Annotated in this window: 19 protein-coding genes; all 19 read right to left on the minus strand. The window is 49.8% G+C overall.

Translation table 11 applies throughout. The features are described 5' to 3' along the window. Positions 1-117: 117 nt before the first annotated feature. A complete protein-coding gene (locus C812_RS08710) occupies positions 118-348 on the minus strand; it encodes a hypothetical protein (protein ID WP_016312300.1) in 231 nt (76 codons plus the stop codon). Continuing rightward, on the minus strand, positions 345-1373 hold the full coding sequence (locus tag C812_RS08715; RefSeq protein WP_016312301.1) for a TIR domain-containing protein: 1029 nt from the start codon (positions 1371-1373) through the stop codon (positions 345-347). The genes C812_RS08710 and C812_RS08715 overlap by 4 nt, the downstream gene beginning before the upstream one ends. Positions 1374-1409: 36 nt before the next feature. Beyond that, positions 1410-2675 carry an MFS transporter gene (locus C812_RS08720; RefSeq protein WP_016312302.1) on the minus strand — a complete coding sequence of 422 codons (1266 nt, stop codon included), beginning with the start codon at positions 2673-2675 and terminating at the stop codon, positions 1410-1412. A gap of 134 nt (positions 2676-2809) precedes the next feature. Continuing rightward, a complete protein-coding gene (locus C812_RS08725; RefSeq protein ID WP_016312303.1) occupies positions 2810-3559 on the minus strand; it encodes an SDR family NAD(P)-dependent oxidoreductase in 750 nt (249 codons plus the stop codon). A 9-nt stretch (positions 3560-3568) separates the two neighbouring features. Continuing rightward, entirely contained in the window at positions 3569-4459 is an 891-nt protein-coding gene (locus C812_RS08730; protein WP_016312304.1) for an NAD-dependent epimerase/dehydratase family protein, read from the minus strand. 41 nt (positions 4460-4500) lie between these two features. Next, positions 4501-4899, minus strand: a complete 399-nt coding sequence (locus C812_RS08735) for a hypothetical protein (RefSeq protein WP_016312305.1) — start codon at positions 4897-4899, stop codon at positions 4501-4503. 299 nt (positions 4900-5198) lie between these two features. Beyond that, a complete protein-coding gene (locus C812_RS08740) occupies positions 5199-5801 on the minus strand; it encodes a nucleotidyltransferase family protein (RefSeq protein ID WP_016312306.1) in 603 nt (200 codons plus the stop codon). Continuing rightward, positions 5801-7048 (minus strand): MFS transporter, encoded by a 1248-nt coding sequence (locus C812_RS08745; RefSeq protein ID WP_406878805.1) that lies wholly within the window; start codon positions 7046-7048, stop codon positions 5801-5803. The genes C812_RS08740 and C812_RS08745 overlap by 1 nt, the downstream gene beginning before the upstream one ends. Positions 7049-7085: 37 nt before the next feature. After that, positions 7086-7931 (minus strand): aldo/keto reductase, encoded by an 846-nt coding sequence (locus C812_RS08750; RefSeq protein ID WP_157274722.1) that lies wholly within the window; start codon positions 7929-7931, stop codon positions 7086-7088. 170 nt (positions 7932-8101) lie between these two features. Continuing rightward, positions 8102-8593 (minus strand): sigma-70 family RNA polymerase sigma factor, encoded by a 492-nt coding sequence (locus C812_RS08755; RefSeq protein WP_016312309.1) that lies wholly within the window; start codon positions 8591-8593, stop codon positions 8102-8104. Positions 8594-8787: 194 nt separating this feature from the next. After that, positions 8788-9879 (minus strand): sensor histidine kinase, encoded by a 1092-nt coding sequence (locus C812_RS08760; RefSeq protein WP_016312310.1) that lies wholly within the window; start codon positions 9877-9879, stop codon positions 8788-8790. After that, positions 9869-10573, minus strand: coding sequence for a response regulator transcription factor (locus tag C812_RS08765; protein WP_016312311.1), 705 nt, complete (start codon positions 10571-10573; stop codon positions 9869-9871). Before C812_RS08765 ends, C812_RS08760 begins: the two co-directional genes overlap by 11 nt. A gap of 105 nt (positions 10574-10678) precedes the next feature. After that, a complete protein-coding gene (locus tag C812_RS08770) occupies positions 10679-11743 on the minus strand; it encodes a sensor histidine kinase (RefSeq protein WP_016312312.1) in 1065 nt (354 codons plus the stop codon). Beyond that, positions 11740-12420: a response regulator transcription factor gene (locus C812_RS08775; RefSeq protein ID WP_016312313.1), complete on the minus strand. Its 681-nt coding sequence runs from the start codon at positions 12418-12420 to the stop codon at positions 11740-11742. The genes C812_RS08770 and C812_RS08775 overlap by 4 nt, the downstream gene beginning before the upstream one ends. A gap of 1 nt (position 12421) precedes the next feature. Further along, positions 12422-14245, minus strand: a complete 1824-nt coding sequence (locus C812_RS08780) for an ABC transporter ATP-binding protein (protein ID WP_016312314.1) — start codon at positions 14243-14245, stop codon at positions 12422-12424. A 114-nt stretch (positions 14246-14359) separates the two neighbouring features. Continuing rightward, on the minus strand, positions 14360-15073 hold the full coding sequence (locus C812_RS08785) for an MgtC/SapB family protein (RefSeq protein WP_016312315.1): 714 nt from the start codon (positions 15071-15073) through the stop codon (positions 14360-14362). A gap of 140 nt (positions 15074-15213) precedes the next feature. After that, entirely contained in the window at positions 15214-15921 is a 708-nt protein-coding gene (locus tag C812_RS08790; RefSeq protein ID WP_016312316.1) for an AAA family ATPase, read from the minus strand. A 15-nt stretch (positions 15922-15936) separates the two neighbouring features. Continuing rightward, on the minus strand, positions 15937-16653 hold the full coding sequence (locus C812_RS08795; RefSeq protein ID WP_139817557.1) for a hypothetical protein: 717 nt from the start codon (positions 16651-16653) through the stop codon (positions 15937-15939). Positions 16654-16858: 205 nt separating this feature from the next. Beyond that, positions 16859-17485 (minus strand): FMN-dependent NADH-azoreductase, encoded by a 627-nt coding sequence (locus C812_RS08800; RefSeq protein WP_016312318.1) that lies wholly within the window; start codon positions 17483-17485, stop codon positions 16859-16861. Positions 17486-17537: the final 52 nt, after the last annotated feature.

Genomic DNA, 17537 nt, shown 5'->3' on the forward strand with positions numbered 1-17537 from the left:
TGGAGTATATGGGTCAACGTTTCCTTTCATTTTGGCATAGGAGAAGGAAGATGTAAATTTACCGCAGCAAAAAAAGAAACCCCCATGTTGATCATGGGGGTCTGTTCGACTGATCGATTAAACGAAGGAAGGTTTCGTACGGTCTACATCACCCGTGAGAACCTTCACATATTCCTTATCTCCGCCTTCGACGGAAGGACCAATATAGAGAATACCTTTAGGTCGGCTGGATTGAAGCTTACGTCCCTTTGTACGCTTGGCATCCATCATCATCGATGGGGACAAATGCTTGGAAGCCTTGGAAACCGGGGCAGTGCCTTGCTTCAGTTTCAAGTTACCTCGCTTCATACCGAATCCCCTCCAAGGATATAATGAATGGTCCGCAGCAGTTCATTGTTATCAGATACGATGAGGCCTAACTGCTCTTCGGTCAAGTGATGCCTTCCGGAAAAATGAACCGAAAGCACATGTTCTCTACCTAAAGGATAGCATAGGATGTATACCTGTTCAACTTCAAGACGTCTAAAGAAAGCCCATTTTGAGGTTAAATATGCATCTAACACGTAGATCGGCTGTTGTCCGGATTCCACCCGCACTTTGTTCTCATGAAAGGTAAAAAATCTGCCTTTCCCTACGTTGCCTCCTACTTGCCCCATCCCCTCATCTCCCTGTGCCTTCCATAGCGCAGCACCGGTTACCAGATACCCCGGAGGAGGAAGAATCGACGTCCGAATGGCTTCGCTCAAAGCGTTGTAACGTTCCTGATCATCGGGTACGGTTATATTTTTGTTATAAGTCCAAAAGAGATGCAGGATCCGGCGTTTACGCTCCAGCTCCATTTCCATTCTTGCAAGTTCATCGCGCGGGTCTTGGTAACATCCTTCTTCTTGAATTGCTTTGATAAGCGAGCGGCAGGCGACGGCGACAGCCGCCTCGTCATTCCCATCCGTTCGCACCTCATATCTTAGCAACGTTAAGCCTTGAAGATCAGATAAGAGATGATATTCTGAAATTTCCTCCCCTGGAATGAGATCGCCGCTCTCTCTGATCTCCTGCGGGATGATGGCAAACACCCGCCTTCGTCCCAATCTCCCCCAAAACAATCCCATTTCAAAAAGGGTATTGTCCCGGGTGATCAAAACAAACTTCCCCCGATAGAAAGCGACATCATCCGGTGCAAATATGAACACCCCAAAGTCGTTCTTGCCGAGTTGCTTCTCCAGTGATTCCATCGTGTAGTCATTGCCTTCGAACGCGCCGGCATACCATGGAGTTACCTGGGCATATCGGTTGATCTGGGCCTGGATCCCGCTCGCGATCCCGATCGCTTCCCTTGAAGATCCAATAAAGACGTTCGGCTTGGTCACATCCACAACTCCACAGCTCCTTGAAAAACGAATCATCTTTTCCTAATTATACCATCCCGATTCGTTCTGTGCAGGTGGATGGAATACTTGACGATATCGTACTCCGATGAAGACTGAAAGTACGCTCCACCCTCCTGCCAGCAAGTAAACGTAGATAATTCCGAACCCCTCCGCGATGAAGCTCATGAGCAGCAGAGATATTCCAAACAGGAAATTCTGCAACGCGGATTGAGCTGATAGCACTTTGGGCAACTGATCCGGACCGGCGCTGCGTTGCGTAAACGTTTGGCGGGCAACTCCGACTAGTTCGGAAAACGGACCGGTCAACAGCACTATGCCCAGCGTCAAAACAGCGGAAGTGTTTAACGCAAAGGCAAAGGTCAAAACGGCATATCCGAGCATACCGATCAGCAGTGCTGGGTACAACCGATTCTCCAACTTGTTTACCAGAGCTACAATCCACAGTCCGCCTAATACAGCCCCGGCAAAATAACCGGCGTTGATATACCCCCACCATGATTCATCCCGGTGTAAAATATCGCGCACAAATACAAGCAAAAAAGCCCCCGACCATATCGAACCGCCTAACAGTTCCATCATCTCCATCCAGGTTAGTGCACGCAATCTTGGCAATCGCCATAGGGTGATCCACCCCTCTTTTAACGTTTCCCAATGAGAGATGGCCCGTCTGGATCCCCTATCTCCATTTGCTGCCATAGATGTTGTATTTCGAAGTTGCCCTCCGATCGGATCTACGATTCGGGTCGTAGCCAACATAGCGATTCCGTAAGCTCCAGCAACCGCAGCAAGCACCGGAAACGAACCAAATTTCGCCACAACTACACCGCTGAGCGCCCATCCTGCAAACTGGATGACTTGATCCGTCACCGCGATCATACTGTTCGCTTTCAGCAACGTATCGTCCCGAACCAGCCTGGGAATCAGGGCATTCCTTGCAGGTGTCGTCCAACCGTCGAGGAAGGAAATCACTAAGATCACTCCATACAGAATGCCCGGGGCAGTTCCACCAATCCATGGGGAGACATATAACGCAAGCAACGAAAATAACAGAAACTGACCGCCTTGCGAAATCGATAATATTGGGGTCAGTCGAAATCTGGCGATCACCAAGGGAGCCAGCAAGCTGCTGATTAACTGGGAACTCACCCGAATCAAAGGAACCAACGTCGCAAAGATGATGGATCCGGTCTGATCCAGGAGCAGCGTAATAAAAGCGACAATATACAGGACGTCCGCCATGTTAGACAAGGTTTGCGAACTCCATAACCAAAAAAAGGACCGTTTCATCCCCGTATCACTCCTTTGTTCCAAACCAAATAACCCGGATACTCCGGGGTCAAAAAAAGGTTAGGTTCAAGAGTGAAGGATCAAATCGGTCCCATGCTTAATCTCCCTATAACTATCGTGTTGATTTGCTCGCCTTAAGGCTCGTAAATCATCTTCCGCGTCATCCCGCCGTCAACTACCAGATGTGCGCCGGTCACAAATGTATTGTCCGGGTGAGTCAAGTACAGGCAGGCCCGGGCGATATCCTCCGGAGTTCCAACGCGTCCTGCCGGATGCTGCTTGTGATCGATCTCGCGCAAAGCATTGTAATCGCCGGTTTCAATCCACCCCGGACTGATGCAATTCACGCGGATGCCGTCCGGGCCAAGCGATACAGCCAGCGCATGCGTAAGCGATACGATGGCTCCCTTGGAAGCGGCGTACGCCTCCGAACCGGGCTCAGACATGAGCGAACGTGTAGAGGAGATGTTCACGATGGCTCCACCCCGGCCGCTCCCCTTCACACGTTTGGCCATCTCACGGGAGGCTATAAACGTACTTCGCACATTGGTGTTCAGCACATCGTCCCATTCCTCTACCGTGAGCTCATAGGTGGATTTAAATCGCGATACTCCCGCATTGTTAATCAAAATATCGATCCGCCCCAGTTCACGCTCAGCTGTCTCCATTAAACGAACAATGTCTGCCTCCTGGCGAACATCGCACGGCACGAATATGGCCTGGCCCCCGTTCTTGCGGATTGCCTCCGCTGTTGCTCTGCCGGTTTCTTCATTGAACTCCGCCAATACGACAGACGCACCTTCCCGAACATAAGCTTCAGCCACACCGCGGCCAATGCCCTGCCCTGCTCCCGTGACAATGACGGTCTTGTTTGCAAAAGACATCCCCAAACCTCACTCCTTCTGTCCGCTCTCCACAATGTGACGGATTAATCCCGGCAGCCAATCGCCCAGCGCTTCAAACTGATATCCTGCTTCACGTGCTTTGGTATTGTCCATTACCCATGAGCTTGGGATGCCAAACGGTGATTGATGCTCCTGAGTCGTTTCACGTTCGATCAACGCTGTTTTGCCGGTGATCGATTCAATTAAGCGGATAATTTCGCCAATGGTAATTTCGCCATCAGAACAAGCGTTAATCGGACCGGTCAGTTCGTTTTCCCCCAGCCAGTCCAAGAACTTCGCCGTTTCCGCTGAAGTGATAAAGGAGATCGACGCGTCCGGGTTGGTAATCCCGATCGGCTGCCCCAGCTGGACATGCTCGACATGAAAATGCAACCGACGCGTATAGTCATCCGGCCCTAATACGATCGGAATCCGCAGGGCGCTCACCGGGAAACCTGCCTGTTGGAAAAAAGCCGCTTCAGCCAGTCGTTTCCCTTCCCCATAATCAAACGCCTGCTTATCCCCAAGCTTCAGCTCATAATGATAAGGATCGAAGTCTTCTTCGGCCAAAGGCGATTTGCCGAGCTTATAGACCGATAAAGTGGAGGTCAAGACATACTTCCCGACGCGCCCCTTGAATGCCCGCACCGCAGCAAGCGCTTCGTTTGGAGAATAACAGATGTTATCGTACACCAGATCCCAAGGTCCCGCCGCAGCCGCCTCTTGCAACGATTTCTCATCTGTACGGTCCAGCCGCAGCTGCGTGACCGGCGCATCAAACTGGGCCTCCGTTTGGCCTCGGGTCGCAACCGTAACCTCATGCTTCCCCGAACTTGCCAGCAGATTAACCAGTCTTTTGCCAAAATAACGAGAACCGCCGAGTACTAGAATCTTTGCCATTTCTTCTTCCTCCGATCACCGGCTAATTCCCTTTCACGGGATTAACGCGTTGTAAACGTGCTTTTGATTAAAGATAAAGCGGTCAGCATCCCAAAGAAAAACAATTGCGGATCTCGCACGATCTCAAAATAACCCACGATATAGATCTGTTTCACATACATCGTGATGATTGGATAGATCAGCAACAGGAAGCTGGGCACAAAAACGAAAGCAAACAACGGGCGATGGAACTTCCGCCGATTTGGAAAGCCGTTCAGAAAGCTTAAATACAATCCAAATGCTAAGCCATAGGCAATTTTGCCAATTAAGCCGTAATCGATTTTACCCAGCGTTTGTGTCTTATGATTCATCATGTCAGTAAACTGATGTCCATAATACATCAATACCAGGGCTCCAAGCATCCAGATGAAATAATAAAAATACCCTTTTGAGCTCTTCATGTATCTACTCTCCCTATGGATGGATCAAAAAGCCAATAACCAAATTTTATCATGAAAATGCAGGGAGAAGCAGGTTTTGTTGGCGGGAGGGATTGGATGAAGTTCTAACGGACCACAGAGCCCTTATTTCATTGATTTTGTGCTTGATAAAAATTTAACGGACTTCAATGACCTTATTCACCCCCAGTTTGCCTTGAAAGGAGCAATTTCCGGGAAATAAGGCCTCTGGGGTCCGTGAATGATCGATTTAAAGCGTTTGGACTCAAAATAACGTCATCTGAGTCCGTTATCCGTTAGGTCTAGGTGAGGCCCCCCTCGTTCAATGAGGAATCCGCAGCTCCCTCCTCAACCAGCTTTAGCAGCGGCCAGCGTCTGAGCCATTCTTTGTCGTGGACCCGCTTCTGGAACACGTGATGATCGTGAAAATACGGCCCTTGCCGAACCCGAAGCGACAGGAGATCGTCCAGCCCGAAGGGCGCGATCAGCTCGACCTCCCCCGCTGCGTTCAAGCGTGCGGCCACCGCCGTTGCCGTTTCCGGCCAATACCGCATAGCATCCTCAACCGAACGGTAAGGCGGAGTACCGTTGCGCAAATGCATGCGCGCCTGATTTTTCACCGACCAATTCAACCGAGGATTTCGTTCGCGCAGTTTTGCATCATTGGCTTTCTCCGCCTCCTCATCTAGACACGATGGATCATAATACAGCACATCCACATCGTGCAGCGGCGTCCGTTCAGCATAGCCATGCAGCACGTCCCAGACAAAGTTGCGAATATATCCGGCGGCGATGCAGCCCTGAGGCAACTTCAGCTCAGCAACAAGCTGCAGATCCGTCATCATGTCCGGCTGCCGGCGAATCGCCTCAATCAAATCGGCAGCACCAGTGATCGTTGATATCATCAGCTCCCTGCCTCCTGCTGTTTTAATGCTTCATCCTTGGGCAGCAGGACGGTGAGCAGACCGATCAACGGCAGCAAAGAGCAGACCTGCATAATGAACAAAATGCCCGCCTGATCGGCAAAGTTCCCCAACACGGCAGACCCTAAGCCGCCAAGCCCAAAGGACAAGCCAAAGAACAAGCCCGAGATCAGCCCGACCTTTCCCGGCAATAGCTCCTGCGCATACACGACGATGATCGAAAACGCCGAGGACATGATCAGGCCGGCAATGACAACGAGTACGCCTGACCAGAACAGGTTGGCATAAGGCAACAACAGCGAAAACGGCGCCGTCCCGAGGATAGATACCCATATGATATTGCGCCGCCCATAGCGGTCCGCGATCGGCCCGCCAAAAAACGTGCCCACCGCCGAAGCCGCCAAAAAGGCAAAAATATACCATTGAGCCGTATCTTTCGCAACGCCGTAGTGGTCCATAAGGAAAAATGAATAAAACGTCGAGATACTGATCGAATATACGTTTTTGGAGAACAACAGCAGCACAAGCACGGTAATAGCCAGCATGATTTTGCCCCGGCTGAGCCGGCTCTTCGTTCGAGCTGCTCCACCTGCGGCTTTCGAACCCGCTGCACGCAGCTTACGTGGTTTCAAATCCTGGCCGCTGTACCATTTTGCTACGAAAAACTGGATGACGATCGCCGCAACCGCTGCCAAAGCAAACCAAGCTACGCTGGTCTGACCTAACGGGATAAAGATCAAAGCTGACATGATCGGACCTAACGACGCCCCGATGTTCCCGCCGACTTGAAAGATCGACTGCGCTAGGCCGCGTCTTGGACCCGCCGCTAAATAAGCTACACGCGACGACTCCGGATGGAACACCGACGACCCCAGCCCAATAGAGGTAACTGCCAGCAGAATCAAAGGATAACTGGGAGCAAAGGCCAGCATAACGATGCCCGCCAGCGTGAAGCAAACTCCAAGCGGTAGAATATAAGGCCGGGGCCGAACATCAGAGTACAAACCAACCAAGGGCTGGAACAAGGAGGCTGTCATGTTCATGGCGAACGAAATCCAGCCGATTTGGCCATAGGATAACAAGAGGGATTCGCGCAGCACCGGGAATAAGGCCGGAATCGCGGATTGCATCGTATCGTTTAATAAATGCACCGTGCTGATCGCAAAAAGAATCGGATAGACTGTAAGTACAGGATTCGCCGACTTCACGGCGGTTGACTGGTTCATCATGACCTCACATTTTTTCGGTATAGAATGGTTGATTCATTTATTTGGGTATGTTTTTATCTGGATCTGATCCGAACCGTTGGTTGCGGTTTAATCCATCGATCGCCTGCATCTCCTCGGCACTTAATTCGAAATCAAAGATATCCGCATTCTCTATAATCCGAGCTTCCCGGATCGATTTCGGAATGGTGACGACGCCCAGTTGTACATCCCAACGCAAAATAACCTGTGCCACCGTTTTGCCATATTTGCTGGCAATGCCTTTCAGCAGCTCATGCTCCAGCAAATGACCTTGGCCCAGCGGCGACCAGGCTTCCAGCTGAATGCCTTTCTCCGTGCAATAGCGAAGCAATTCTTTCTGAGTCAAATAAGGATGAAACTCCACTTGGTTGACGGCCGGCACAACCTTGGCGTCGGACAACAAATCCTCCAAATGGTGGATTTGAAAATTACTCACGCCGATCGCGCGTACCTTACCTTCGGCATACACTTTTTCAAGCGCTCGGTACGTCTCCTTGTACTTCCCCTTCACGGGCCAATGCACGAGAAATAAGTCCAAATAGTCGAGCCCTAATCGCTTCAGGCTGTCGTCAAACGACTTCAGTGTCGTCTCAAACCCTTGATCCGAGTTCCACACCTTGGACGTTATAAATACATCTTCCCTTTGAAGGCCGTTCTCTTGCAGCGCCTCCCGGACACCTTGACACACGCCTTCCTCATTGCGGTAAGCGGAAGCGGTATCAATACTGCGGTAGCCCGCGCGGATTGCCGCCTTCACAGCTTGCACGACTTCCTCGCCTTCCTTGGCCTTAAAGACGCCAAGTCCCAGCCAAGGCATTTGAACTCCATTGTTTAATATCACGTAGTCTTGCAGATGATTTGGCAACTTCGACATGGGTTTCGTCCTCCTTTAAGTTCAGGCGATTTCTGGTAATATCCTACATCAAGTCAACCGAAATGAACAGAGAACAAACCAAAAAGACCGCCCAAAGGCAGTCTCAGAGGTAGGAAAATCGTATTCCCATCGTTAAGTATTTAAGAAGGTTAAGTATAAGATCAGGCAGTTTCTCTGGATCGACGCAGCTTTTGTCTGGCGCGGTACAATACGATTTTGAAATGGGATAACGAGATGCCCATCAAATCCGCCGACTCCTGATAAGAGAAGCCCTGTACGTCATACAGCAGCACCGCATGTTGTTGGTTCGGCTGCAGAAAAGCCAGCTGTGCGTAGAGTTCCCGGCGGCTCTCTTCGCCAAGCACGGATTTCTCCGGAGTATCGTCGCTCGGATACCGGTGAAAAAATTCATTTTCGTACGAGGACGACCGGCTTTCCTTCCGCAGCAAGTCGATATAAGCGTTATGGGCGACGCGAAGCAGCCAGGCCTTGGCTCTCTTCCCCTCTGCTTCGTGCAGGTGCATCAGCGCCCGGCAAAACGTCTCTTGCATCAAATCCTCGGCGATATGCGAGTTGTGGCACATGCTATACAAATATCGAAAAACGTCATTTTTATATTCGCGGTAAAGCAAATCCATAGAACGAGTCTTCATGATTGATTCCTCACTTTCTCCCGGCTTTCAAAAAAACAAGGCTGTCTTTATATCTCCGCCTTACTTGGTCCATTATGCCGAATAGAGTTTGCGTCCCGACTAAGAAATTGTTAAGTTTTCCTTAAGAATTTACTGCGTTTTCCTTAAACAAAAAGACGCCATCTGGCGTCATCCTGCGAATTCTAGTTGATATTTCAGGCGTCATCCCGGCGCAACCGTACCGTAAACGCGGTACGATACTCGTTGCTGTCCGCCGAGATAGAGCCATGGTGTAAATCGACAATATGCTTGGCGATCGCGAGGCCGATGCCGGAGCCCCCTGTCTGGGAAGCGCGTGACTTCTCCACACGGTAAAACCGATCAAATAGATGCGGCAAGTCCACAGTCGGAATCGGATCACCGTAATTGACAACTTCGGTGACGATTTCTTCGCCTTCCTGCCAGCCGCGAATATCCAAATACTTCCCGTCGTGACCATACCGGATCGCATTGGTCATCAGGTTCTCGTAGACCCTGCGAAGCTTGTCCCCATCGGCCTGAACGTACAGCGGTCCGTGCAGATACAGCCGGCATTCCATGCCATTCTCCTGCAGCTGCCAGCCGAAATGCGCTGCCATTTGGTGAAGCATCTCCGCGAGATTAATCCGCCTGAATTCCAGCTTCATCTCCTTATTTTGCATACGCGTGTATTCGAACAAGTCCTGTAGCAGCTGCTTTAGCCGAAGTGACTCCTCGAAGGCCATGTTGACATAATAACGCAGCTCCACCTCATCGCGGTAACGGTCCTCTTCAATGAGTCCCAAATAACCGATAATCGAGGTAAGCGGGGTGCGTAAATCATGGGATACGTTGGTGATCAGCTCATTTTTCGTCTGCTCCGCCCGCCGTTCGTCCTCGATGGAGGTGACCAGCCGGTCGATCATCCGGTTGATATCGGTCGCAAGCTGCCCGAGCTGCCCAACGTTCTGTACGGGGATTTTCCGTATGGAGCCGGCTTCAATTTTATGGACCTCTTCGATGAGCTGCTCCAAGTAGCGCTTCTCTTGACGGCGAAGGCTGCGGCGGTAAAAATACAGCGAAAACAGCATTAGAATCGGTACGCCGGTCAAATAGTACGCTTCCGGGAAACCGATATTTCGGTTAATCCACAGCACCACATTGTACACCGTCATACTAGGGAAGCTGATAAAAAATAACCGCGCCAGCAAAATAAGCAAAAACAGCGCAATTAGTGAAGTGACGACGGTCCAGAACAACCAAGCAACAAAACGCAGGCTAGCTTTCAAGTTTGTAGCCAACCCCCCAGACGGTACGAATCAGCTTCTCTCCATCCATTTCCTTCTCCAGCTTATCCCGGAGGCGGCTGATATGCACGGTAACCGAATTGCTGCTGTCCAAATATTTATCCTTCCAAATCAACTCGAAGATTTCCTCAGAACCAAATACCCGTCCGGGATGGCTCGCCAACAGATGCAGAATGCCAAATTCGATTGGGGTCAGCTTCAGCGGGTTGCCATCTACGGTCGCCGTGTGCGTTTCTTTATCGATCGCCAGTGAAGCGATCTTGATAATATGATCCTGCGATGGCTGTGTTGAGTTTGGCGGCTGTACAGTATAGGAGGATCGACGAAGCAACGATTTGACCCGGGCGACCAACTCCAGCGGATTAAATGGCTTCACCATATAATCGTCCGCTCCGGTCATCAGCCCGGTTATCTTGTCCATATCACCGTCCTTGGCGCTTAACATAAGGATCGGCGTGGTCTTGGATTCACGAATCCTCATACAGACGGAGATACCGTCAAGCCCAGGGAGCATTACGTCAAGGATCACCAAGTCCACTTCCTCTTGGTCGGTGATCTCCAGCGCCTGTAAGCCGTCTTCCGCCTTCAGTACATGATAACCTTCATTTATAAGATAGATTTCGATTAGTTTTGCGATTTTTTCGTCATCATCAACTATCAAAATACGTTTACTCATTCATCCAATCATCCTTTATTTGAGCTGGTTAGACAAGAGCACACAATACCATCATATCATGTCTCTTGCCTCCAAATCCAAATAAAAGGTTACAATTTCCAACCATTATTGTTTCCAATTGAAAGGGATGAACACATGAAATCTAGAGCCTTTACCGAGCTCAGAAGTGACCGTAATCTCCCCATGATGAATGTCCACGATTTTTTTAACGATCGACAATCCGAGCCCGCTGCCCCCATCTTTGCGTGTACGAGCTTTGTCTGCTTTATAGAAACGTTCAAAAATATGAACCAAATCCTCCTCGGTCATGCCAATCCCGTTATCCGCCACCGTAACCACAGCCCGCTCCTCTTCTGACGTAAGCGATACTTGTATTTCCCCGCCTTCCGGCGTAAATTTGATACTGTTATGAAGCAGATTCATCCAGACCTGGCTGAGCAAATCCTCGACGCCCTCAATCTCCAGCTCGGTAACCTCCATCTGGATTTGAATGTTTTTGGCTAGCCACTGAGGCTCACAGGCTAATACCACATTTTGCAGCTGGCGGTCCAGCCGAAACCGGTTCGTCTGCAGCGAGGTACGGTCTGTTTCCAATGCGGAGAGCTTCAGTAAATTATCGCTCATCTGCGACAAACGGCGGCTTTCCGATTCGATAATCTCCAGGTAATGGTTCCGTTTCTCTGGCGATAAGTCCGGTCTGCGTAAAGCTCGGGCGAAGCCGCGGATTGAGGTTAACGGGGATTGGATTTCGTGGGATACGTTGGAGATGAAGTCCTGCCGCATCGTTTCCATCTGTCCCAAAGCCCGTGCCATCTCATTAAAGCTGTTCACGATCGTTTCAAACTCCCTCATCCGTTCAAATCCATCGATCCGAACCGAGAAATCCCCTTGGGAGATCCGGCGAATCGCATCGATCACGCGGTTCAGGCTTCTCAGTTGACGAGGCCGGAACATCGCGGATATCAGAAGCATGATCAATAACAATAAGATGACACCGAAAATGACATTAAGCAGATCGATAACATAAGCCGAAAAAGGAGGCTCCCATCTTCGGTAAATCGCTGCAGTTCCCCAGCGCGCCAAAGACCAAGTGATTCCGAAACATGCGAGGATAATCAGAAACTGGCCGATTCGGAGCAGGATCTCTCCGGCTCTCTTCCAGAAGGTCAACGTTCCCCCACCTCCAAACGGTAACCGAGACCACGGATCGTACGAATTTTAAATCCAAACGTTTCTTCGGGAAACCGTTCGCGCAATCGATTAATATGCACATCCAGCGTGCGTTCATTCCCTTCAAAATCGTATCCCCAAATGTCCTCAATCAACTGCTCCCGGGTGAGGGTACGCCCTGCATAACTGCCCAGCTTGAACAGCAGTTCGAATTCCTTCAGCGGCAGCGTCAGGCTGGAATCGCCATTTTCAACTTCAAAGGTTTTGCGATTCATTCGCAGCGTACCGATGGTCACGATCTGCGAAATCGACACCTGATACCGCTTGAGCAGCGCCTTCACCCGGGCAACGAGCTCGGCGGGTTCAAACGGTTTGACGAGGTAATCGTCCGTGCCCAGTTCAAAGCCCTTGACCACCTGACGGGTCTCCCCCTTCGCCGTTAACATGAGCAGCGGCATCTCATAGTATCGGCGCAGCTCACGGCAAAGATCCCAGCCGTCCATCTCCGGCATCATGATGTCGAGGATCACCATGTCGACCTTTTCTGATTCCACCAGTTCCAGAGCCTCCCGGCCATTTTCAGCTTCCAACACCTGATCGATACCCGCTTCCTCCAGGAACAGGCGTACCAGCTCACGGATATGTTGATCGTCGTCCACAACGAGAATTTTAGCCATGTTACATCTCTTCCTCCTCGTTATCAATCGGTTCCGACTCTTCTTGGCTTGCGGCGATTTGCAGCTGCTGCGAGGCGAACTCGCGATACATGGCGTGCTGGCGCAAGAGCTGCTCATGTGTGCCTCGGCCCGTAACCTTCCCTTTTTCAATAAAAATCAACTGATCTGCCCCAATGACGGTCGAGAGCCGATGGGCAATGACAATCGTTGTCCGACCCTTCATCAGGTTATTCAGTGCCTTCTGAACTACAATTTCCGAGCGGCTGTCCAGGCTCGAGGTAGCTTCGTCCAGCATGAGGATGCTCGGATCACGCAGTAATGCACGCGCAATGGCGAGCCGCTGTCGCTGTCCGCCGGACAGCTTAACCCCGCGTTCGCCGACATCGGTATCGAACCCGTTTGGCAGTTCGGCGATAAAGCCATCCGCATACGCCATCTCCGCCGCCCGCTTCAGCTCCGCTTCGCTGACTTCGTGCTCGATGCCGTAGCACAGATTCTCACGGATTGTTCCGGCGATGATCGGACTTTCTTGTGAGACGTAGCCAATCATTCCGCGCCAGGAGCGCAGCGAGAATGAATCGATGGGGGCGTCCCCCAAGCGGATGCTGCCCTGCTGCGGTGTATAAAACCGCTCCAACAAGGCAAACAACGTCGTTTTGCCGCCGCCGCTGGGGCCTACAACTGCGGTTACGGTTCCCGGTTCCATCGTAAACGAAACGTCCTGCAGTACCGGCTCTTCCGGATTGTACGCGAATGTAACTCCGTCCACGATTAACGGCTGATCCGCCTTGGTAATCTCCTGTCCTTGGTCAAAAGGCTCTTCCTCGGCATCCAGCGTTTGAAGAATCCGCTCGGTTGCCCCTTTCGCTTTCTGAAGTTGGGTGAAAAACGTCGTCAACTGCGTCATCGGCATGACAATCTGAACGAGGTACAAAATAAACGCCACCAATTCTCCGGCGGACAGCCCGCCGTTCGCTACCTGCATCCCGCCGTAGCCAATCACCACGACAAGCAGCATCATCATCACAAAGGCCATAAAGGGGCTAATCCATGCCATGACTTTACCCTCCCGTACACCGAAGGAGAGCAGTCTGCCGATCGCTTGGTTGCCGCTTTCGTATTCCTGCCGCTCCGCATTCGATGCTTTGACCAGGCGGATTTCGGACAACACCTGGCTTAAGGCCGCTGTAAACGAGGCGGTCTCGTCCTGCATAGCCAGTGAGATTTTATACATCGTCCGGCCCAGCGGCACAAGGATCAGTGCGGCGAGAGGGATCACCGCGAACATGACCAGGGTCATTTTCCAGTTCAAATAAAACAGGACGGCTACCGCACCTAGTATCGAGATAATCCCGCTGATAAAGCCAGAGACTTGTTCGGAGATCAACGTTTTGAGAATTCCGGTGTCATTCGTCATTCGACTGACCGACTCCCCGGTTCGAGTATTGTCGAAGTAGGATACCGGCAAGCGGAGCATCTTCTTCCACAATCGATCCCGAAGGCTGGCAACCATGCGCTGACCAGTATAATTCAGCAGGAAGATCGATACGCCGGAAGCGACGGACATCCCGATAAATGCAGCACCGATCCACAAGATCTGCGAACCGCTGATGGAAGACAGAGAAAAACCGTCAACGAGATTTTTCGTGAACATCGGAATGACGAGGCTGACCAACGTTGACAGCAGGCTGAGGACGATCGCGACAACAAAGAGCGGCAGCGGCGGTTTCGTTTCTCGCAGCAGGCGAAAAAACGCCTTTGAACTTCCTCCGCTTTGGCTCACTTGATCATCTATATTTTTTAAGTTAGGGTTATTCCTTGGCATGTGGTTCTCTTCCCTTCCCTCTCTATCTGAAACAAGACGAGCCGGACATACCGGCTCTAGGAAAAAGACTACATATCGAATTTAAACTGAAGTTAAACAATGTTAATGTAGAAACTAGAGATTTTCTACTTCCACACTGATGACATGGTTAATCTTCCGGAGAAAATGGTACAGCTCCGTCGTATACTCCTTCTCGGATGCGGTAATCACCATATCGACGCGCTGGCGGCCCTCCTCCAGGTCTTTGATCTTCAGCCGCCGAATCCGGTGCTTGTTCATCTTCGATGTTTGTTCCAGATCCCCGCTGCATTCAATGATCCGAATCAGTTCGGTGACGTTGCCGTGATCCTCCATGACGATTTTGATGGAGACGTCACGTTGATTCAGCTTATAGGGTCCAATCCATTTAATGATATAAGGTACGACATTTACGGAGATGATCAGCAGAACCACCGTTAATGCAGCCGCCAGGTAAAAGCCAGTTCCGATCGCGATCCCAATCCCGGACGCCGCCCAAATCATCGCCGCAGAGGTCAGGCCGGAGATTCCCTCATTGCTTCGGCGAAGGATCGCCCCTGCCCCCAGGAAACCGATCCCACTGACGATTTGCGCTGCCAGCCGCATCGGATCCATGTTCGGATGATCTGGTCCAGCGAATTTAGCAAACGCCTCGATCGACACAATCGTAACCAAGCAGCTGGCAATACAAATGACCATACTTGTCTTGATGCCCAGCGGTTTCTGCTTTAATTGCCGATCGATCCCGATAAATAGCCCGAACAATAGCGCGAGACACAGTTTTACAACGATTTCCATTTCGTTCATCATGATCGCAACTCCTCCAAGTATATAAGGTGAGTATAATTGTATTCGGCACTTTGGTGCAAATCGAACATCCCCCTCCCAAAATATGAAAAAGAAACCCATGCGACTGGACACGCTACCTAGCCAGCAGGAGTTTCTTGGGCTTACTGTGTTAAACGTTCAGCAAAAATATCGTCGGGATTCGCATCAGAATAAGATTTCACAAACTGATCATAGGTACCTTCAAATGTGAACCTTCCTTGGTTCAGGAGATGAATTTTACAATCCACTTTCTGAAAATCATGCAGGGTATGGCTGGATAACAGAACGATCCGACCGGCTTGAGCCAGAAGTTCAATTCTTCGCAAAATTCGGATTCTGGCTTCAGGATCAACACCGGACGTAGGTTCATCAAAGATGTATAACTTCCTCTTCATCAGTGTGGCCGCCAAGATACTCAAAAATCTTCTTTCTCCAACGGATAATTGTCCAAACGGAGTGTTCCAGGCTCTCTCCATAAATTCCATTTCCGATGGGTTCATCCACGAATCCGTATAGGGGGTGTTAGTTACTTTGATCTTATTTGAATGATCTGTGTGAAGATAGAAACGAAATAAATCCTTCCCCTTCAACACATTGGGAAATAACAAGCCTTGCAATTTATATAGGATCTCCGTATCATGAGGAACGCCGACAATTTCTTTCGGGCGTTGGATTACGCCGGCGATTAAGTCAAAAAGAGTTGTTTTTCCTGAACCATTTTTTCCAATCAAGACCTGAATCTTCCCCGCTTCAAAGTCTGCACACAAATCGTTTAAGACCTTACGATCGGACTTCTTATAGGTATAGCTTAAATGACGAATGGTGATCATCGGTTCCTCCTTCGTTCAAGTGCGGTAAGTGGGGGATACAATTTTAATCCATTTGAAGCCTGTCGTTCCCAACCCCATGTAAAGGCCTGTGATAAGAAATAGATAAACGGAAGACAAGTGGCTGATCGGTTGGCCTGTAAACCACTCTGCAAAGACGAAAGTCAAATTCCGAACGTACTCCAGCGGGTTAATGAAAGCCATCACATGCCCAAGCGGAAACGGCAAGGAATCTGAGTTGGCCGATATCAAAAACATCACCAGCACCGAGATATTGAGAAGGGTCATTAATGCTTCCTGTCGGACAGGCAAGAATAGAATGTTCAGAACAAACAGGGAAACCGCAAGCCCGCCAATCAGGCTGGACGTTAAAGCGGTCATTACAAAGGGGAGAAAATGCGCATAACTGTTCAAATATAAAGTCCCTGTAATTGCGGTGAACAACAGAATCATGAGGATGAGGAACACAAGCTGGCTGATCAATTTGCCTAGTATTACGCCATTTTTGCTGCCAGAAACGAATTTAAACATTTTTAAAAAGCCCGTTTCTCGTAACGAAATTAGACTTGTAGTCACTTCTACAGACATCACTAAAGTGATATAGGAGATAAACAAGCTAGACTGATGAATAAAAGTGTCTTCTTCCGGTTGCTGCATTAGCCATGGTGCATGATATACAAAAAAGAGAAAGAGCGGAAACACCAGATACCATAGGAAACCGATTTTGTGGTTCATCGTCATGATCGCAAACAACCGAACATACTCGTACACGATTCTCATTATTATAACTCCTTGATCAGTGACTATAGGGATATTTTTCTAATATTGTTAGAATTTCAATTATTCTCATTTTATTTATTCCCTGCTTCATTGGTCAAGAAGAAAAAAGCCTGAACCATCATGAAACGGCTCAGGCTTCTGAATTAATGAATCAGTTCAATTAGAATTTAGCAGCCAGTTCGGCAGCGCGTTTTACGCCATCATGAATGATTTCTTCGGCGCGGTCTTGGAATTGGTTGTGTCCTTCAACCACAACGACTTCCGGATCGTTAATGCCCCAGAAGGCCAGGGTGTTCTTCACATAGTTCAGGGACATTTCCAGCGCAGTCGCAGGACCTTCGGAATAAACACCGCCACGCGCTTGCAGCAACGCTACTTTCTTATCGCCAACCAAGCCCACCGGACCTTGTTCGGTGTACTTGAACGTTTTACCCGCTTGGTTCAAGTAGAACAGGTACGTCAACAGCTGTGCTGGAATCGTGAAGTTCCATAGCGGGAATGCAAATACGACCTTATCCGCATTCAGAAATTGCTCCAAATAGCCGTTAGCCAAGTCAGCAGCTTTTTGCTCTTCTGGCGTTGTTGGAATCCCGTTATTGACTTTGAACAGCCCGTTCAGCATATCCAAATCATAGTAAGGCAGGTCCAACTCAAACAGGTTCAATTCGATGATTTCATCATGAGGATGAGTTTCTTTGTACGTTTGCAAGAAGCTTTCGTACAACTTTACGGTAGCAGATTGCTCTGCTGGGCGATTATTAGCCTTAACAAATAAAACTTGAGACATTTGTGTTTCCCTCCGACTCTTCTTTTCTACTTTATTTTCCTTAGTTACTATA

Origin of the sequence: Paenibacillus barengoltzii G22 (assembly GCF_000403375.2) — a bacterium.
Lineage (GTDB): Bacteria > Bacillota > Bacilli > Paenibacillales > Paenibacillaceae > Fontibacillus > Fontibacillus barengoltzii.